Source organism: Pseudarthrobacter sp. W1I19 (genome assembly GCF_030817835.1).
Taxonomy (GTDB): domain Bacteria; phylum Actinomycetota; class Actinomycetes; order Actinomycetales; family Micrococcaceae; genus Arthrobacter.
This window is the reverse complement of the sequence record NZ_JAUSZR010000001.1, coordinates 4,406,851-4,424,923: the sequence shown is the minus strand read 5'-3', so window position 1 is coordinate 4,424,923 and position 18,073 is coordinate 4,406,851. Positions and strand designations below refer to the sequence as shown.

The 18,073-nt window shown below is 64.9% G+C and carries 16 protein-coding genes; 8 read left to right on the top strand and 8 right to left on the bottom strand.

Annotated elements, in window-relative coordinates; translation table 11 throughout:
• Positions 1 to 4: 4 nt before the first annotated feature.
• The 4 genes from QF038_RS20460 to QF038_RS20445 form a co-directional block, all read right to left on the bottom strand.
• Entirely contained in the window at positions 5 to 1,285 is a 1,281-nt protein-coding gene (locus QF038_RS20460) for a Y-family DNA polymerase (protein WP_307613546.1), read from the bottom strand.
• A 24-nt stretch (positions 1,286 to 1,309) separates the two neighbouring features.
• Positions 1,310 to 1,741 carry a LexA family transcriptional regulator gene (locus QF038_RS20455; protein WP_307612789.1) on the bottom strand — a complete coding sequence of 144 codons (432 nt, stop codon included), beginning with the start codon at positions 1,739 to 1,741 and terminating at the stop codon, positions 1,310 to 1,312.
• A 95-nt stretch (positions 1,742 to 1,836) separates the two neighbouring features.
• Complete coding sequence (locus tag QF038_RS20450; protein WP_307613545.1) at positions 1,837 to 2,541, bottom strand: alpha/beta fold hydrolase; 705 nt, start codon at positions 2,539 to 2,541, stop codon at positions 1,837 to 1,839.
• A 136-nt stretch (positions 2,542 to 2,677) separates the two neighbouring features.
• Positions 2,678 to 4,147: an arabinan endo-1,5-alpha-L-arabinosidase gene (locus tag QF038_RS20445; RefSeq protein WP_307612787.1), complete on the bottom strand. Its 1,470-nt coding sequence runs from the start codon at positions 4,145 to 4,147 to the stop codon at positions 2,678 to 2,680.
• Positions 4,148 to 4,433: 286 nt separating this feature from the next.
• On the opposite strand from QF038_RS20445, the gene QF038_RS20440 reads away from it, so the two are divergent.
• The 7 genes from QF038_RS20440 (at position 4,434) to QF038_RS20410 (ending at position 12,315) form a co-directional block, all read left to right on the top strand.
• Positions 4,434 to 5,768 (top strand): sugar ABC transporter substrate-binding protein, encoded by a 1,335-nt coding sequence (locus QF038_RS20440; protein WP_307612785.1) that lies wholly within the window; start codon positions 4,434 to 4,436, stop codon positions 5,766 to 5,768.
• 14 nt (positions 5,769 to 5,782) lie between these two features.
• Positions 5,783 to 6,691, top strand: coding sequence for a carbohydrate ABC transporter permease (locus QF038_RS20435; protein ID WP_307612783.1), 909 nt, complete (start codon positions 5,783 to 5,785; stop codon positions 6,689 to 6,691).
• Positions 6,692 to 6,702: 11 nt separating this feature from the next.
• Positions 6,703 to 7,656, top strand: a complete 954-nt coding sequence (locus QF038_RS20430; RefSeq protein ID WP_307612781.1) for a carbohydrate ABC transporter permease — start codon at positions 6,703 to 6,705, stop codon at positions 7,654 to 7,656.
• Between the two features lie 3 nt (positions 7,657 to 7,659).
• Positions 7,660 to 8,964 carry an arabinan endo-1,5-alpha-L-arabinosidase gene (locus QF038_RS20425; RefSeq protein WP_307612779.1) on the top strand — a complete coding sequence of 435 codons (1,305 nt, stop codon included), beginning with the start codon at positions 7,660 to 7,662 and terminating at the stop codon, positions 8,962 to 8,964.
• A gap of 43 nt (positions 8,965 to 9,007) precedes the next feature.
• A complete protein-coding gene (locus tag QF038_RS20420) occupies positions 9,008 to 9,658 on the top strand; it encodes a YesL family protein (RefSeq protein ID WP_307612777.1) in 651 nt (216 codons plus the stop codon).
• Between the two features lie 70 nt (positions 9,659 to 9,728).
• Positions 9,729 to 11,279, top strand: a complete 1,551-nt coding sequence (locus tag QF038_RS20415; RefSeq protein WP_307612775.1) for an alpha-N-arabinofuranosidase — start codon at positions 9,729 to 9,731, stop codon at positions 11,277 to 11,279.
• Position 11,280: 1 nt separating this feature from the next.
• Positions 11,281 to 12,315, top strand: coding sequence for an arabinan endo-1,5-alpha-L-arabinosidase (locus QF038_RS20410; protein WP_307612773.1), 1,035 nt, complete (start codon positions 11,281 to 11,283; stop codon positions 12,313 to 12,315).
• Positions 12,316 to 12,318: 3 nt separating this feature from the next.
• Here the strand turns inward: QF038_RS20410 and QF038_RS20405 are convergent, their stop codons facing one another.
• The 3 genes from QF038_RS20405 to QF038_RS20395 form a co-directional block, all read right to left on the bottom strand.
• On the bottom strand, positions 12,319 to 13,347 hold the full coding sequence (locus QF038_RS20405; RefSeq protein WP_307612771.1) for a LacI family DNA-binding transcriptional regulator: 1,029 nt from the start codon (positions 13,345 to 13,347) through the stop codon (positions 12,319 to 12,321).
• A gap of 87 nt (positions 13,348 to 13,434) precedes the next feature.
• The gene (gene rsgA / locus QF038_RS20400; protein WP_307612768.1) at positions 13,435 to 14,598 is read right to left on the bottom strand and encodes a ribosome small subunit-dependent GTPase A; all 1,164 of its coding nucleotides are present in this window, start codon (positions 14,596 to 14,598) and stop codon (positions 13,435 to 13,437) included.
• Positions 14,599 to 14,835: 237 nt separating this feature from the next.
• Complete coding sequence (locus QF038_RS20395; RefSeq protein WP_307612766.1) at positions 14,836 to 15,072, bottom strand: zinc-ribbon domain-containing protein; 237 nt, start codon at positions 15,070 to 15,072, stop codon at positions 14,836 to 14,838.
• A 145-nt stretch (positions 15,073 to 15,217) separates the two neighbouring features.
• Between QF038_RS20395 and QF038_RS20390 the strand changes: the two genes are divergently transcribed.
• Positions 15,218 to 16,369 carry a GGDEF domain-containing protein gene (locus tag QF038_RS20390; protein WP_307612764.1) on the top strand — a complete coding sequence of 384 codons (1,152 nt, stop codon included), beginning with the start codon at positions 15,218 to 15,220 and terminating at the stop codon, positions 16,367 to 16,369.
• A 5-nt stretch (positions 16,370 to 16,374) separates the two neighbouring features.
• Here the strand turns inward: QF038_RS20390 and QF038_RS20385 are convergent, their stop codons facing one another.
• A complete protein-coding gene (locus QF038_RS20385) occupies positions 16,375 to 17,874 on the bottom strand; it encodes a SulP family inorganic anion transporter (RefSeq protein ID WP_307612761.1) in 1,500 nt (499 codons plus the stop codon).
• Between the last annotated feature and the right edge of the window lie 199 nt (positions 17,875 to 18,073).

Sequence of the window (18,073 nt, the reverse complement as noted above, 5' to 3'; positions counted from 1 at the left end):
TCGGTCATGCTGCCTTGACCAGGGGGAGTTCGTCCCAGTGCGTGGTGTACCGGGGGGAGCGCATCCCGCGTTTCATGGTCCAGTCCGGTCCGCCGCGGATCCCGGCATGGCCCAGGCCGATGGATCCGCGGCCGTAGCGGCGCGTGATGTCCTCCAGCAGCGGCCCGATCTGCCGTTCCTCGTGCGGGTTTTCGAACAGTTCCAGCGGCTTCTGGTTGCCGCTGGGCCGCAGGTCCGTGACCATGATGCCCGCCCGGGCGTACCTGGTGCCTTCGACGATGGCCGGCAGCAGCGCATGGGCTGCCTTGGTGAGGATGACCGGGTCCGCCGTCGGCATGGGAAGCGGAACGCAGACGGACGGAAACGACGTCTGCTGCGCGTTGAAGTGCGATGTCCCGGCAAAGGCGGTAAGGAGCTTCGCCTGCAGGTTGTGCTTGGCCAGCCGCCCGCTGGCCATCTGGGCGTAGATACTGAGGACCTGCCGCACGTCCTGCGCCGTGGTGATCGGGGTGGAAAAAGAGCGGGAGAAGATCAGCTGGTCGCGGCCGATCCGAGCCTCTTCCATGGGGATGCACGGTGTGCCCTGCAGCTCCAGAACGGTGCGCATCATCACCACGGAGAAGCGCTCGCGGATCCTGACGGGGTCCGCGCGCTTGAGGTCCAGGATGGACTGGATCCCCATGGCGTTCAGGCGTTTGGTGATCCGCGTTGCCACGCCCCAGATTTCGATGACCGGAAGCCTGGCCATCAGGACCTCCTGCTGATCAGGCGGTACCGAGTCCCACCTGCAGACGCCGCCGAACGCCGGGTTGTGCTTGGCCCACTTGTTGGCGAGCTTGGCCAGCGTCTTGGTGCGGGCGATGCCCACGCAGACGGGCACTCCCACGTTCCGCGCCACAACAGCCTTGATGGTCCGGCCGAGTTCCAGCAGGTGCTCCGGGCTGCCTTTGACGCCGAGGAAGGCTTCATCAATGCTGTACACCTCCAGCCAGGCAGAGTACCGGCCCAGCAGTTCCATGACCCGGGCACTGATATCCCCGTACAGCTCGTAGTTGCTGGATTTCGCGATGAGCCCCCACTCCCTGGCGCGGGGCGCGAGCTTGAACCAGGGATCGCCGGTCTGGATGCCCAGCGCCTTCGCCTCCGGCGAGCGGGTGACAGCGCACCCGTCATTATTGGACAGCACGATCAGCGGCTTTCCCTCGAGGGAGGGGTCAAAGACGCGCTCGGCGCTGGCGTAGAAGCAGTTCACGTCCACGTGGGCGATCTCGGGCATCTGCCGCATGATGGCGGGCTTCATGGCAACTTCTCACACATGGTGCAGGCACCTGGTGGCCACACCCCAGATGGTCAGCTCGCTCAGCGCCGAGACCCGAATGTCCGGGTACTTGGGGTTCTCAGCCTGCAGCACCACGCCCCGCGCGGTGATCCGCAGCCGCTTAATGGTCAGCTCGCCGTCCAGCACTGCAACCACCACCGAGCCGTCCCGGGGCTCAAGGGCCCGGTTGACGATCAGTTCGTCCCCGTCGCTGATCCCCGCACGCTCCATGGAGTCCCCGGTCACCCGCACCACGAAGGTGCTGGTGATGTCCTTGATCAGGTGTGCGTTCAGATCTATCCGGCCATCAAAGTAGTCCTGGGCGGGCGAGGGATATCCCGCTGCCACCGGTACCGGGGACAGCCAGGCCAGGTGCAAAGAGAGTCCCGCATCTATCACACGGGGACCGATAATAACGCCCACAACACACCCTAATTCGAATATATGTTCGATGCTTTGAGTGTACAGCCGGGGGCGGACAATGACGACGGCGGGCTACCGCGCCCAGGAGCAGCCGGTCAGGCGGTCCGCTCCACCGCCGCGAGGATGGCGCCGGCGAGTTCAGCCGGCTTGGTGAACTGCGGCCAGTGACCGGTGGGCACGTCCACGTACTCCACGTCCCGCATCCGGGCCAGTTCCGCCACAAAAGGGTGGCCGCCGTCGATCCATTCCCTCAGCATGGAGGACGGAAACTCGCAGGCGATGATAGTGGCGGGGACGTCATAGCGGCGCTCGTCGTGAAGGTGCTGCTGGTCGTAGGCAACACCCTTGGGCTGGGGGATGGCCCGCGCCCGGAAGGCCTGGCGGAGCCCCTCGTCCAGATCCACCAGGTCCGCGTCCTCGAACTCCTCCCAGGGCGGCAGCGGAACGTCGTCGCCGTCGGCCTTCAGTTCGTCGTTGATGACGCCCCCTTCGCCCAGGGGTCCGCTGTCCACATAGATGGCGCGCTCCACCCGGTTCGGCCGGGCATCCAGGGCGCCATGGATGATGGCGCCTCCCCCCGAATGCCCCACCAGCACAACCCTGCCTTCCAGGGAGTCGACGGCGGCAATCACGGCGTCGATATGGTTCCGCAGGCCGATCCCGGCCCGGTCGGCGTCAACCGACTCCAGGCCGGGAAGGGTGAGCGGATGCGTCCGATGGCCTGCGGCGTCCAGGGCCGGCGTCACCTCCGCCCAGGAGGAGGCGTCCAACCAGAAACCGGGAACCAGGATGATGTCCATGACCGAACCATACTCCCCGGGACGGACCGACAGGAGCTGGACGGACAGGAGATCCCCTTTGCCATGGCAGGTGGTGGTCCGCCTCCGGCTGTTGCTCCCCGGCTTTGACGCCATCGTGCTTCCTTGCTGCCGCCCGTTACCGCTTGGCGGAGAGTCCGACGGCGTCCGTGGTCACCCTGCCGTGGGCATTGTGGAACACCGCCCGGACCAGCAGGTCCGGGTCTCCGGGGAGCCGGGAGGGGAGCTCGAGGGTCGAGCGGTAGGTGCCTTCGTCCGTATGTCTGGTCACCGGCCGGGTCCGGATCCTCTGCCAGTTCGCGCCGCCGTCGGAAGAGGTCTCCCAGACAGCAACCGGACCCGGCGTTCCCGTGGCGGTGGCACTGAAGCTGGCAGTTTTGCCGTCCCCGGCCCTTTCGGCTCTGGGCTGCTTGGCAACCGCCGGCAGTTCCACGGTCTGGTTGAATGCCGGCCAGCCGTCCACCCACTCGATTTTCTGCACGCCCAGGGTGGGGAAGTACGGGATCTCCTGGTTGGAGCCGTCGTAGTAGTGGAACGCGAGGTAGTCACCGAAGACCGACTGGCCGCCGGGCCCGGTGATGGCTCCGTGCGAATCCAGCACCACAGAACCGCCGCCGCCAAACATGTCGCGGCCCTCTTTGTCCAGGTAGGGGCCCTTCACGGAAGCAGACCGGCCCACGGCCACTTTGTAGGTTGAGTCGCCCCCGCGGCAGCAGGAATCGAACGAAGTAAACAGGTAGTAGTAGCCGCCGTGTTTGGTGATGTAGGGCGCCTCGATAGGGTTTCCGGGCATAAAACGGTCCGCAATATTCACGGTTTTGGACTGCCAGTCCGCTACCGGCTTCCCGCTGGGCCACTCGATGGGAACCAGGAAGATGCCGTACCAGAATGAGCCGATGGCCATGTAAGGCGTGCCGTCAGCATCCTCGATGATGCCGGCATCGATGGCGTTGAAGGTTTTGCCCGGGTTGCCGGGATCGAGTCCGGTCACCGGCGAGGAAACAACGAGCCCCTGGTCAACCCACTCATAATCCGGGTGGTTGGGATCAAGGGTGGTGTTGGTGGCCAGCGCAGTCACGGAGTTGCTGCCGCCAAACCGCGAGGCCGAATAGTAGAGGTAGTACGTGCCGTTGTGTTCGGTGATCTCGGGAGCCCAGAGATTGCCCGGCAGCTCGCCGTCGGAGAAGTGCTCATCGATCCAGGCCGGAATCCGGTCCCACACGGTCCCGGTGTATTCCCAGGTGGTTCCTGCATCGTGCGATGCCCACATCTGGATGGTGCCGCCGTTTTCCCGGTTGACCCGTCCCGTGGAGTAGACGTACCAGGTGCCATCCGGGGCGATGATCAGCGCGGGGTCATGGATAGGGGAGGTCTGGCCCACCACCGTCTTGCCGCCCGGAAGGTCCGGTTGGATCTTCTCCTTCGCGGGCCATCCGGTAAGGGGATCCGGTGCCTGCCGATTTTCCGGTGCTGCGGCCGGGGAGCTGATGGGGCTGGCCGTCGTCGGAACCGCTGCTGCTGTGAGGGCGATGCCGAGAGCTGCAGCCAACCCTGCAGCGCGCAGCGCCCATGGACGTGACTTCATCATCACGTTTTCCTTTCGGGGAGTGGAGCGGCACCGGGCCGCGGTCAAGAAACTTGCAACGTTGTAACGAAAATATGGCATGTGACCTGGATCGCGTCAAGGGGAGGGGCGGTGGGGTCCAGGCATTTCAATGTGGGGCCCTTGACGATTCCTCCGCTGCTGTGTGAAGGTTTCTTACAACGTTGCAAAAGCCCCGCGTCGAACGCCTTCTACCGCAGCCGGCGGGGTCCGGTACCGCTCAGTTCAGCCCATACACTTGTTTGCTCCACCAACCCGGAAGGACTGCGTGATGATGAAGTCACGTCCCATGGCCGTAACCCTGGCGCTTTTTACTGCCGCTGGCCTTATGCTCGGCGGTTGCTCCGCCCCCACCGGCGGGGACGCCGGCGGCGAGAAGAAGCTCACCTTCATGTTCCGCGGAGGTGAAGACGAGAAGAAGGCCTATGAAAAGGCCGTGGAGCAGTTCGAAGCCGCCAATGGCGTGGACGTGGAGATCATCGTTACCACCGCTGACCAGTACGCCACGAAGCTGAAGGCCGCGATTGCCGGCAAGCAGGTCCCGGACGTGTTCTACATTGGGCCCGGCGACGTCCAGGCCTATGTACAGAACGGAATCGTCAAGGACATCACGGAGTACGTGGAGGGCTCGGACACGATCGACCTGGACAATATCTGGGAGTACGGCGTGGACAGCTACCGCTACGACGGCAAAAGGGTAGGCGAGGGTGCCATCTACGCCCTTCCCAAGGACGTGGGCCCGTTCTCCTTCGGTTACAACAAGACGATGCTGGAGAAAGCCGGAATTCCGCTGCCGGACAAAGACAAGCCCTACACCTTCGACGAGTTCGTGGCCGCTGCCAAGAAACTGACGGCCGATACCAACGGCGACGGCACCCTGGACCAGTGGGGCACGGGCCTGAACGTCCAGTGGAACCTGCAACCCTTTGTCTGGTCCAACGGCGGGGACTGGCTCAACGAGGACCGCACCAAAGTCACGGTGGATACCCCGGAGTTTGCAGAGTCGCTGCAGTGGTTTGCCGACCTGCAGAACGTCCATGGCGTGACGCCTTCGGTGGCTGAAGCCCAGACCCTGGACACCTACCAGCGCTGGATGAAGGGCGAAATCGGGTTCTTCCCCATCGCCCCCTGGGATCTCTCCACTTACCAGAAGCTGGGCTTTGAATGGGATGTCATCCCTTACCCGGCCGGAGACACCGGCAAGACGGCCAGCTGGATCGGCACTCTCGGCGTCGCGGTTTCGGAGAGCACCAAGTACCCGGAGGAAGCCGTAAAACTGGTGGAGTACCTGACGGCCAACAAGGAAGCGCAGCAGAGCCTTGTGGATGCGGGCATCCAGATCCCCAACCTGAAGGACATGGCCGAAACCTGGGCTGCCGACACCAGCACCAAGCCCGCCAACAAGGCCGAGTTCCTGCAGATCGTCAAGGACTATGGCCGCGCCCTGCCCGGTGGCAACACGTTCAACGCGGAGTGGTACGACGAACTCTTCACCAATATCCAGCCTGTCCTGGACGGCAAGCAGACCGCGGCCGATTACCTGAAGGAAGCGCAGCCCAGGATGCAGGAATTCCTGGATGCTGCCAACCAGCAGGCCGGCAACTAAGGGGGATCACCGGTATGACAACAACCACCACGGGCCCCCGCCGCTCGCGGCTCCACCGGAAGGAACACCAGGCCGCCCTTGCATTTGTTGCCATACCGGTGATCGGGTTCCTCCTCTTTACGCTCTTCCCGCTCCTTTTCTCGGTCTATGCGTCCTTTACCAACTGGAACGGCATCTCCGCGCCGGTTTTCAAAGGCCTGGACAATTACACGAAGATGTTCGGCGACCGCTACTTCCTGCAGTCGCTGTGGAACACGCTGTACATGATGATCGGGATCCCGATCGGCCTGGTCATCTCGCTGGGCCTGGCGCTGGCCATGAACCGCAAGATGCGCGGCACCACCTTCTTCCGCACGGTCTACTACCTGCCCGTCATCTCCTCGATCGCCGCCGTCGCCATCCTGTGGCAGTGGGCCTTCAATGGCGACTTCGGCCTCATCAACCAGGGCCTTGCGCTGGTCGGCATCGACGGGCCCAACTGGCTGCAGGATACGACGACGGTCAAGCCGGCACTGATCATCATGGCGGTCTGGAAGGGGCTGGGATATTCCATGCTTCTTTACCTCGCCGCCCTCCAATCGGTGCCCCGCTACCTCTATGAGGCAGCGGCGCTGGACGGTGCCACCGCCTGGCAGCAGTTCCGGCACATCACCGTTCCCATGGTCCGGCCGGTCACCTTCTTCCTGATCGTCACCAGCATCATCGGCGGATCGCAGATCTTCGTGGAGATCAACATCATGACGCCCACCGGCGGACCTGAATTCCAGTCGGCGTCCGTGGTCTGGTACATCTGGCAAAAAGCCTTCGACAACCTTCAGATGGGCTACGCCTCCGCCATGTCTGTGGTCCTGGGACTGCTGGTCTTCGTCATCACCTTCATCCAGTTCCGGCTCAACCGCCGCAACCAGTTCTCGATCGATTGAGGCAGGCAGCCATGTCCGCACAGAACGTCATCACCACTGCCCCGCTGGAACCCGCCCAGGAGATTCCGGGCAGCACCGGGGGTCCCGGAAACTCCGCGTCAGGGCGGAGGGGTGCCGGGCCGAGGTCCACCAGGGACACGCTCCGCCTGGGCAACATCCTCACCACCCTGATCCTCAGCATTGGCGCCATCGTGATGATTGCCCCGCTTGCCTGGACCTTCTCCACCTCGCTGAAAACCAAGGACGGCGTCTTTGAGCTTCCGCCGCAGTGGATTCCGGATCCGTTTGTATGGGAAAACTATGCGCGTATCTGGACTGCCGGCCCCTTGCTCACCGGCATCCAGAACAGCCTGATCGTGGCAGGCTCGGTGACCATCGTTGGTTCGCTCACCTCCGCGCTCGCTGCCTTCGCCTTCGCCAAGATGCGGATGCCTTTCAAGAACGTGCTCTTCCTGGGACTCCTGTCCGGACTCATGATCCCGTTTCCCACTCTCATGATTCCGCAGTTCACCATCTTCGCCAGCATCGGCTGGGTGGATACGCTGCTGCCGCTGATCGTTCCCGGACTCTTCGGCAACATCGTTATGATCTTCTTCCTGCGCCAGTTCCTGAACAGCATCCCCGACTCGATCGTTGAAGCTGCCAGAATCGACGGTGCCTCCTACCTGCAGATTTTCTGGACGCTGATCCTGCCGGCCATCCGTCCGGCCCTCGCCGCACAGTTCATCCTCTGGTTCATGGCCATGTGGAACGACTACCTGGCACCGATCATCTACTTGAACTCACCGGGCACGCAGACGCTGCAGCTGGTCATCGCCAACTTCAACGCCCAGTACGCCATCCAGACGGACTACCCCCTGATCATGGCCGCATCCTTCGTGGCGCTCCTGCCGGTGCTGATCGTCTTCGTGGTCTTCCAGCGCCAGATCATTGAATCCATCGCACTCTCAGGATCAAAGGGCTGAACCATGGCCACTGACATCACAACTTTCCCGGAGCTGCTGCCGCTGCCTGCGGGCGCGGGCCTGGCGCCCTCCTCCTGGGGGCCTCGGCACGCCCACGACCCCACGGTGGTCCGGGACCACGACGGCACCTACTACATGTTCTCCACCGACGCCGTCGCCAACGCAGAAGATATACCGGCCGGAGTGCATATCAGGACGAGCTCCGACCTCGTCGAGTGGAGGTACGTCGGCACTGCACTCGACGGCGTGCCGGAGGCGGCAGCCCACTGGTCCGGAGCGCGCGGACTGTGGGCACCGGAGATGGTCCGATGGCCCGGCGGCGGGTGGCATATGTACTACTCCGCCTCAACGTTCGGATCGAACACGTCGGCAATAGGACTGGCTGTTTCATCGTCCCTGCGTGGCCCGTGGGAGGACCGGGGACTGGTGGCAGCGACCCGATCGGGTGAACATTCCCAAAACGCCATAGACGCGGCAGTAACCTTTGATGCCGAAGGAGCACCCTGGCTGACGTATGGCTCCTTCTTTTCCGGTATCTACGCGCTGCCCCTGAGCCGGGAAACGGGTTTGCCCCTTGTGGACAACGATCTGGGGACAGTCATCGCCCGCGGGCCTGCGTCAGTGGAGGGGGCTGTAGAAGGCGCCTTTGTCCTGTACCGGCCGGAGGAGGACCGCTATGTCCTCTTCTGCTCCTACGATTCGCTCTTCGATACCTACAACATGCGCGTGGGCATCGCAGACTCCATCACCGGGCCCTACCGCGACTTCCGCGGAAACCGGCTGACCGACGTCGTTGTGCCCCCTGTTTCCGTGGGCACCAAGGTGCTTGGCAGTTACCAGTTCGACGGCGGCACGGGCTGGCTTGCCCCCGGCCACAATTCAGTGCTGACCCAGGCGGGTCCGGACGGGACGGAATACTTTGCGGTACATCACGTCCGCTTCGCCGCGGATCCGAGCCAGCATGTGGTCCAGCTCCGCCGGGTCTTCTTCACTGAGGCAGGCTGGCCAGTCGTCTCCCCCCAGCCCTACGCGGGCGAGGAGCACGAAGTGCTGTCCGCCCCCGTTCCGGTGGCAGGAACGTGGCAGGTTCTCCGCTTCGCGCCGGAATCCGCAGACCTGGTTGCGTCGGTGCCCATGGACCTCGAAAGCACCAGTCGAGGCGGGGCTTCGTCCGCCGGTGCTCCCGTCCGGGTCCGGCTGCGTACCGTCACGGGTATCCGCCCGGCGGCGCGGTTGAACTCGATGCAGTGGTCTTCGGTTCCTGGGACTGGGCCCGGGGCCGGGCCGCCCTGTCCTTCAGCGGCATAGACCAGCACGGTGTTATCTGGAGCGGAACCCGGGAGGCCGGGCTGTGAATGATGCTCCAATGGGCTGGGCAGGACGCCTCATGGACTGGCTCCGCTTCGCAGCCCGGCTGGTCCTGGTCAATGTGCTGTTCGTGGCCGGAGTCCTTGCCGGGCTGGTGGTGCTCGGGGTGTTCCCCTCGGCCGTTGCCGCTACTGCGGTCCTGGGCAGGCTCCGGGGTGAAACGGCCACCGACCGCCTGGTCCGGGACTTCATCACTGCTTACCGTTTCCAGTTCCGGCACGCCAACCGGGTGGGAAGCGTCTTCTGGATTGCCGGCGCGGTGCTGTGCCTGGACTTCCTGGCCCTGCTGGGACCGGCGGGAACCAGCATCCCGCCAGCCGCGCACGCTGTCCTGTTGACGCTTTCGACCGTAGCCGCGCTGGGAACCACGGCTGCGGCGGCAACCGCTGTTGCCCTCTGCAGCCGCTACCGGGACACGGCTGCGAAGACCTGGCGGACGGCCTTGATGCTGCCGCTCGTTTCGCCGGCGATGAGCCTGTCCCTGCTGGCCACCCTGGCGGCCATCACAGTGGTTTTCTCCGGGATGACCGTGCTGGTGCCCCTTGTGGGGGCGTCCGTTCCCCTGCTGATCTCGGGATGGCTGGTGGGGAAGCGGCTTGCCGGTCTGGTACCTGCCGCCGTTTCCCCCGCCTGAAAGCTCCTTACCTACCGATCCATCCTGCTTACCCATCTTCTATAACGTTATAAAGAATAGGAACACACCAATGACCATCACCTCAGCTGCTGCCGACCAGACGGAACTGGCCGTTGTGGCACCCACCGTCGTGACCATCGACAGGGCCTCCGTCGTGGCGCCGGTCAGCCGCCGCATCTTCGGCTCATTCGTGGAGCACCTGGGCCGCTGCGTCTATGACGGCATCTACGAGCCGGACCATCCCACTGCCAATGAGGACGGCTTCCGGCTGGACGTCATCGAACTGGTCAAGGAACTGGGCTCGAGCACCATCCGCTACCCGGGCGGCAACTTCGTCTCCGGCTACCGCTGGGAGGACGGTGTAGGCCCGCGTGACCAGCGCCCGGTCCGGCGCGACCTCGCGTGGCACTCCCTTGAATCCAACCAGGTGGGCCTGGACGAGTTCGCCCGCTGGTGCAAGCTCACCGGCTCTGAATTGATGATGGCCGTAAACCTGGGCACGCGCGGCATCGAGGCGGCCCTTGACCTGCTTGAGTACACCAACCATCCTTCGGGCACCGCCCTCAGCGAGCAGCGCATCGCGAACGGGGCCAAGGATCCCTACAACATCCGCATGTGGTGCCTGGGCAATGAGATGGACGGCCCCTGGCAGATCGGGCACATGTCCGCCGAGGACTACGGAAAGCTCGCGGCCCGGACAGCCTCTGCCATGAAGACCGCGGACAAGAACCTGGAACTGGTGGTCTGCGGCTCGTCCGGATCCTCCATGCCCACGTTCGGCGAGTGGGAGCGCGTGGTCCTGGAGCACAGCTACAACTACGTGGACTACATCTCCTGCCACGCCTATTACCAGGAACGCAACGGGGACCTGGGTTCCTATCTCGCGTCCGCACTGGACATGCAGTACTTCATCGAGACCGTGGTGGCCACAGCTGACCACGTCAAGCACAAGCTCAAGAGCAAGAAGACCATCCAGCTCTCCTTCGATGAGTGGAACATCTGGTACCTGGACGAACACCAGGCCTCCGACGAGGTCAACGAGGAGTGGACGCACGCGCCGCGCCAGCTGGAGGACACCTACTCCGTGGCCGACGCCGTGGTGTTCGGCACCCTCCTGATGACGCTCCTGAAAAACCACGACCGGGTTGCGGCCGCCTCGCTCGCCCAGCTGGTGAACGTGATCGCCCCCATCATGACCGAACCCGGCGGCGCTACCTGGCGGCAGACCACATTCTTCCCGTTCTCCGTCACGTCGCGCCTCGCAAAGGGCGAGGTGCTGCGCCCCAGAATCGAGGCCGGCACCTACACCACGGCTGTCTACGGCGAGGCCCCGCTGGTGGACTCGGTGGCAACCACCGACGCCGCCACCGGAGAATCAGCCATTTTCCTGGTCAACCGCAGCCAGACCGAGGCCATCGACGTCACCATCAACGTCGCCGAACTCAACGCGACCGTCATCACCGAGGCGGTCACCCTCCACGATGAAGACGTGTACGCCAAGAACACCCTCCAGGACCAGGACAGGGTGGGCCTGAAGCAGCTTCACGGCGCCGTCCTGGACGGCGGCACACTGACGGTGACGCTGCCGCCCGTGTCCTGGTCCGCCGTCGCCCTCGGCTGACATGCTGTCCCGCACGAAAGGTGCCGCTGCCGGCCGCCCGCCCCGGGCATGGGTGGCAGCGGCACTTGCCGTGATCATCGTCCTGGTGCTGGCAGCGTGTGCCGCCCCCGGCCCGGCCGCCAAAACAAAACCCGCCCAACTCACGGGAGATTTCTTCACGCACGATCCCGCGCTGGTCAAGGGGGAGGACGGCAAACCCTGGTTCATCTACTCCACCGGGAACGGGCAGGTGGCGGACGGCAACATCCAGGTGCGGCGCTCTGATGACGGCGTGAACTGGGAGTACGCGGGCGAGGTGTGGCCGGAAAAGCCCGCCTGGATCAAGGAAGCGGTTCCGGGCGTGGATAACCTGTGGGCGCCGGAACTCTACGAGCATAACGGCACCTGGTACCTCTACTACTCAGCCTCGACCTTCGGGAAAAACCTCTCAGTCATCGCCCTGGCCACCAACACAACCCTTGATCCCGCCGATCCGGACTATGGCTGGGTGGACCGCGGACAGGTGATCTCGTCCAAGGGGGAGCGGTTCAACGCCATCGATCCCGGCATCGCGGAAGATGAAAACGGCACCCCCTGGATGTCCTTCGGTTCCTTTTGGACCGGGCTGCAGCTGGTGGAACTTGAGTGGCCGGCAGGCCTTCGGGCCGGGACAGGAGAACCGGTAACCGTCGCGGACCGGAACGTACCGCCGAACGCGATCGAGGCACCCTACATCCTCCCGCACGACGGCGCCTACTACCTGTTCTTCTCCCGCGACTTCTGCTGCCAGGGGCTGGAAAGCACCTACAACATCGCTGTGGGCAGGGCGGACAGCATCACCGGACCGTACCTGGACGCGGAAGGAAAGGGGCTGCTCGACGGCGGCGGCACCCCCGTTCTGGTGTCCGACGGCGGGCGCGTGGGGCCCGGCGGGCAGTCCGTTTCCGGCACCACGCTCGCCTTCCACTACTACGCGGAAGAGCTCGACGGCGCCTTCCGCCTGGGGCTTGCCGAGCTGGCCTGGGAGGACGGCTGGCCTCAAGCGCGCTGGGAATAAGGCCTACGCAGCACCCGTCGCCGCGCCGCCCAGGGTTGACTCACGCGCCACGACGCGGAACGCCGTTTCGATCTCCCGCGGCGGCGTTCCGGCGGGCTCCTTGATCCGCTCCAGCAGCATCCGGATGGCGGTCTCGGCGATTTCCGTGCGGCCGGGGTCCACGGTACTGAGGGTGGGGAGCGTATAGCGGGTTTCGTCCAGGTCGTCGAAGCCGATCACGGCGACGTCGTCCGGGACGCGGAAGCCGGCTTCCTGCAGTACGCGTACGGCACCTTGGGCCAGGGTGTCGTTCAGCCCGAAGACGGCGTCGAAGGTTACTCCGCGGTCCAGGAGGTCGTGCATGGCTGCCGCGCCGTTGGAGCGGTGCCAGTCCACCACGTAGGCCACGATGCCGTCGTCGTACGGAATGCCCCGGCCCTCAAGGGCCTCCTGGTACCCACGCAGGCGCAGGCCCGCCGAGCCGATGACCTCGCCCTCATGGGCACCCACCACGGCGATCCTCTTCTTGCCAAGGTCCAGCAGGTGTTCGGTAGCGGCCCGCGCGGCCGGGACATTCTGCATGGTGACGTGATCGGAAGAACTGCCGAAGATGCGCTCGCCGAGGAGGACAATCGGCACGTCGGCCCGGATCAGGTCCGCGTCCTCCTGGCCAAGTGCCAGCGGGCTGAAAATCAGGCCGTCGGACATCTTGAGCCGGGGGCTGGCCATCACCTCGAGTTCGCGCGCGCGGTCCGCGCCCGTTTGTTCGATCAGCACCACCAGGCCGCGCTTGGCGGCCGCTTCGATCACGGCGTCCGCAAGTTCCGCAAAATAGGGAAGGCGCAGCTGCGGCAGCGCCAGCGTGATGGCCCCCGTATGGCCGGAGCGCAGGCTTCGGGCAGTCAGGTTCGGCCGGTAGCCCAGCTGTTCGATGGCCTGTTCCACCTTGGCGCGGGTCGTGTCCCTGACATGGGGGTGGTTGTTGATCACGTTGGAGACGGTCTTGAAGGACACACCTGCCACGCGGGCCACGTCGTGAAGTGTTGCTGCCATCGCTGTCCCCCTGCTCCTGCGGCCCGCAGGCCAGTGTATGCAATTTTACAACGTTGAATCGGGGCATAGCACACGCCATCCGCGTCCTCAGCGGCGCTTCCCCGCCCTTCCTTTGGTTCCGGAGCTTTCCTTCCTTTCCGCCGTTTCGCGTTCCGCCCAGCGCTGGGACTTCCCGGCGGACACCACCTTCTGGTGCCACTCCCGCTGGTAGGCACGCTGGGCCGCGGCATCGCTCCGGCGCGCCAGGGCGGCCAGTTCGCGCTGCAGCTTCAGGTAGTTGTGCCAGCGGCGCTCCTCCAGGACGCCGTCAGCGATCGCGGCCTGCACGGCGCAGCCGGGCTCGCCCTGGTGGGCGCAGTCCGAGAACCTGCACCGGGCGGCCAGCACTTCCACGTCGCTGAACATCTCGCCGATCCCGTCCTCGGCGTCGAACAACCCGAAGCCGCGCACGCCGGGCGTGTCCATCAGCACCGTCCCGTTGGGAAGCGGCACCAGTTCGCGCGACGTGGTGGTGTGCTTGCCCTTGAAATCACCCGCCCGCACTTCCCCGGTGTCCTGGACGTCACGCCCCACCAGGGCATTGATCAGCGTGGACTTGCCGGCGCCGGACGGGCCCAGCAGGACGATGGTGCCGCCCGCCGGAATGTGCGCCAGGAGTTCGTCGATGCCGTCACCGTTCTCCGCGGAGGTGGTGACCACGTTCACGCCCGCCGCCTGCAGGATGACTTTGCCGACGACGTCGTCCGCCACCGCGGCGAGGTCCGCCTTGGTGATGATCACCAGGGGAGTGGCGCCCGAGTCCCAGGCCGCAACAAGGGTGCGCTCCAGGCGGTTATGCGTGAGTGGCCGGTCCACCGGCACCACCACACCCACCATGTCCATGTTGGCGGCCAGGACCTGCGCGGCGGAGGAGTCCTCGAAGGCGCGTTTGCGGCTGAGTTCCGTGCGGCGGGGGAGGACGCCAAGGATCTGGCGCCCGCCGGCCCGGTTGGGGCCGGTCCATACCCAGTCGCCCGTGACTGCCGTTTCCCCGGTCAACGGATAGGGCAGGTGCAGGAGGTCCCCGCCCGCCGCCACGAGCAGCAGGTTGCGGTCCACACGGACCACCCGGCCGCGTCCGGTGGCTTGGGGGAGGGGATGGTTGTCGAAGTGCTGGGCGACGGCGGGGGTGTAGCCGTAGAGGAACGGGCTGTTGTTGGAAGTGGTGCTGCTTGAAGTGCTGTCCAGGGCGTGGCCTGAAGAAGTGTTCACTGTGATACCTCGGGGTATGCCCCCTGCGCACCAGCCAGTGACGGCCTTGGTGTTCGGCGCTCCGCTGGTCAGGCGGCGAAGGTGCGGTGCAGGGGAGGGGTTTGGATGAAGGGTGCGGAGCGCTCAGGGCGAGCGACAGTGACAGTCATCAGAAACACCTCCCTCTCCAGCAGTCGGGACCGGTATCAGGTCCGGTCTTACTGTAGCTGCGGCTTGCTGGATCCGCCAGAGGTGTGTTTACCGCTGCAGCTCCAGGGCCCGCCGCTGCCGTGCCGAGATGCTCGAGACGAAGCCGCAGTTGGTGCACGTGATCCGGTAGGAGCGCGAGGTGGTGAACACCGGGATGAAGAACAGCGTGAACTTGGTGGCCCGCTCCTCCAGGTGGTGGTGCGCGAAGGATCCGCAGTTCCGGCAGCTGGCCGGCTTGCCGGGAAGGGCCTTGAGCACTGTCTTGAAACCGAAGAGAAGGAGCACGGTTCTGCCTTTCGGGATGGTCCTGCGGGCTATCAGACAACTTTAGGCCCTGCGCGGGCGGAAGGGGTTCTCCTGACAGGCCGGCAGACCCGGTGCCATACTTGGGGTCGGCACGCTTTTCAGGATTCGGGGGGACTTCGGATACATGGTTCTGGATACCGCGACCCTGAGAATCGCGTTTGGGCTGATGGCCCTGGTTCTGGTGTTCCTCTTCTACTTCTCCGCATACCGGATCACGCGCTCGCCGTACAGCGGCTGGTGGTGCCTGGCCCTGGTGTTTTTCCTCACCGGATCCGCATGCTTCCTGCTGGACGGCACCCCGCACCAGGTCTGGGCCAACCCTGTGGGCAACGTCCTGCTGGTCCACGGCGGCGTGGGGGTCTGGGCGGGCGCCCGCTCGCTGCGGACGGTTCCGCCCATCAAATGGGCCTTCACCGGCATTCCGCTGGTCACGCTGGTTGCCTCCGTCCTGGACAACCCCGCCACCAACACCTGGTCCGGCGGCCCCGTGTTCCTTGGCGCCATGGGCCTGACCATCGGGCTTGCGTCCCGCGAACTATGGCGGCTGGAACCGGGATATTCGCGCGTGCGGATTCCCATGGCCGCGGCAGCCGGCGGCCTCTCGGCCTTTTATTTCCTGCGCTGGCTGGCCTTCCTGGTGGAAGGGCAGAACGGGCCCACCTTCGTTACTGTCTTCGGTTCCGCCGTCACCACGATGGTGACCATGCTGCTGCTGGTGGTGGTCTCCTTCAGCATGGCCGCCCTCAGCAGCGAACAGCAGACCAGGGCACTGCGCGTGGTGGCCACCCGTGACGACCTCACCGGGCTCCTTAACCGGAAGGCCTTCCTGGACCTGGCGGCCGAGCACTTGACGGACCGCAGCACCACGCGCGGCTCCGGCACCCTGATCCTGGCCGACCTGGACCATTTCAAGTCCGTCAACGACACCTACGGCCACGCCGCCGGAGACCTCGCCCTGCAGTCCTTTGCCAACGCCTGCACCGACACCGTGCGGTCCACTGACCTGGTTGGGCGGTACGGCGGCGAAGAGTTTGTCCTCTTCCTGCCTGGAACGAATGCGGAGCGAGCGGAAAACATTGCGGAGGAGATCAGCCGGCGCCTGGCCGCGGCCCCCGCAGCGGACGGGATGGAAATGCCGACCGCGAGTTACGGGATTTCCACCTACGACGCCGGTACTACAGACGTGGAGGTCCTCATCGCCGCCGCGGATGCTGCCTTGTACAGGGCCAAGTCACTGGGCAGGAACCGCACTGCCCGCAGCGACCGGATGCGCTAGGCCGGTCAGGCCCCCAAGTGTCCGCTGAGCCGGCGGTGGAAGCCGGTGCTGCGCTCATCAAGCCCCTGAATGGTCACGGTGGCGCCGTGGGCGTTGTATTTCGTTTCGATGGAATCCAGGGCGGCGACAGTTGAGGCGTCCCAGATCTGGGCGCGGCTCAGGTCGATGGTCACGGTCTCCGGGTCGTCGGCGTAGGCGAAATGCTCCACGAGGTCATTGCTGCTCCCGAAGAACAGCGGCCCCACGACGTCGTAGTGGACGCTTTCGCCGTCGCCGGCCACGGTACGGTCAACGCTGATGACGTGGGCCACCCGGCGGGCAAACAGGACCATCGCGAGCACGACGCCGACGAGCACGCCATAAGCGAGGTTTCCGGTGAGGACCACGACGGCGACGGTGACCAGCATGACGATCGTCTCCGGCAGGGGCATTCTCTTCAGGGTGGACGGCTGGACGCTGTGCCAGTCGACGGTGGTCACAGCGACCACCATCATGACCGCGGCAAGGGCCACCATGGGGATCTGTCCCATCACAGAACTGAGCCCGGTCACAAGCGCCAGCAGGAACAGCCCCGCCACGAATGTCGAGATCCGGGTACGCGCCTGGCCGGTCTTTACGTTGAGGACGGTCTGGCCAATCATGGCGCACCCGGCAATGCCGCCGTAGAAGCCGGCAAGGATGTTCGAAACGCCCAAGGCCCACGACTCGCGGCCTTTGTGCGAGGGCGTCTCGGTGATGTCATCGACGAGTTTCGCCGTGAGGAGGGTCTCCATGAGGCCGACGAACGCCACACTCAGTGCAGTGGGCAACACCAGTTGGAAGGTCTCGAGGGTCAGCGGAACCTGGAAAGGGGTGATGCCGGGCATCTTGCCGGTGAGCGGCCCCTCGTCCAAAACGTTTGGTACGGCGAGGCCGGCGACGATGACAATCGCAGTCACGACGACGATGGCAACCAGCGGCGACGGAACCACCTTGGTGAACCGCGGAAGGATGAAAATAATGGCCAGTGTCAGGGCGAACAGGATGTAGGCGGGCCAGGGGACGTTCAGTACGTGGGGCACCTGCGCCATAAAGATCAGCACACCCAGGGCGTTGACGAACCCGATCATCACTGACCGCGGAATGAACCGCATCAGGCGTGCAAGGCCCGCCAGTCCAAAGACCACCTGGATCACACCGCCCAGGAGCACCGCCGGTAACACATACTGGACACCGTGCTCATGCACGAGCGGGGCGATCACCAAGGCGACGGAACCGGCTGCGGCTGTCACCATCCCCGGCCGGCCGCCGAGGATGGACATGGCAAGGGCCAGCACAATGGAGGCCACAAGGCTCACCATGGGATCAACCCCGGCGACGATCGAAAATGAAATCACTTCCGGGACCAACGCCAGGGTGGTGACCATTCCGGCCAGGACTTCGCGGGAAAGCTGCCGTGGTGAGCGGAGGGCCGTACGAACCGTGATCGGTTGCCGAAGGGGGCGGGGGCGGTCGGCGACAGCCAAGGAGCGGCTCCAGGGGCTTGGCTCTTTAGTAGTAAAAGAGCGGTTGGGGGGATCGCTGCACGCCACGTTGCGCGCGGTCCAGTTCCGTCATGGAAGGGATCTGGGTGCAAAGGGGATGCGCCGGAGACTTTCGGCTGCGGGTTCAAGATTACCTGACGTGAGAGGGGGAACGTCATCCGGAGGCGGGCGGAACCGCGGC

What these genes read in the sequence shown, in the direction of transcription:
- QF038_RS20450 (WP_307613545.1), bottom strand. Translation starts at nt 2,541, where the DNA reads ATGGACATCATCCTGGTTCCCGGTTTCTGGTTGGACGCCTCCTCCTGG.
- QF038_RS20435 (WP_307612783.1), top strand. Translation starts at nt 5,783, where the DNA reads ATGACAACAACCACCACGGGCCCCCGCCGCTCGCGGCTCCACCGGAAG.
- QF038_RS20425 (WP_307612779.1), top strand. Translation starts at nt 7,660, where the DNA reads ATGGCCACTGACATCACAACTTTCCCGGAGCTGCTGCCGCTGCCTGCG.
- QF038_RS20415 (WP_307612775.1), top strand. Translation starts at nt 9,729, where the DNA reads ATGACCATCACCTCAGCTGCTGCCGACCAGACGGAACTGGCCGTTGTG.
- QF038_RS20410 (WP_307612773.1), top strand. Translation starts at nt 11,281, where the DNA reads ATGCTGTCCCGCACGAAAGGTGCCGCTGCCGGCCGCCCGCCCCGGGCA.
- QF038_RS20390 (WP_307612764.1), top strand. Translation starts at nt 15,218, where the DNA reads ATGGTTCTGGATACCGCGACCCTGAGAATCGCGTTTGGGCTGATGGCC.
- QF038_RS20460 (WP_307613546.1), bottom strand. Translation starts at nt 1,285, where the DNA reads ATGCGGCAGATGCCCGAGATCGCCCACGTGGACGTGAACTGCTTCTAC.
- QF038_RS20440 (WP_307612785.1), top strand. Translation starts at nt 4,434, where the DNA reads ATGATGAAGTCACGTCCCATGGCCGTAACCCTGGCGCTTTTTACTGCC.
- QF038_RS20445 (WP_307612787.1), bottom strand. Translation starts at nt 4,147, where the DNA reads ATGATGAAGTCACGTCCATGGGCGCTGCGCGCTGCAGGGTTGGCTGCA.
- QF038_RS20430 (WP_307612781.1), top strand. Translation starts at nt 6,703, where the DNA reads ATGTCCGCACAGAACGTCATCACCACTGCCCCGCTGGAACCCGCCCAG.
- QF038_RS20405 (WP_307612771.1), bottom strand. Translation starts at nt 13,347, where the DNA reads ATGGCAGCAACACTTCACGACGTGGCCCGCGTGGCAGGTGTGTCCTTC.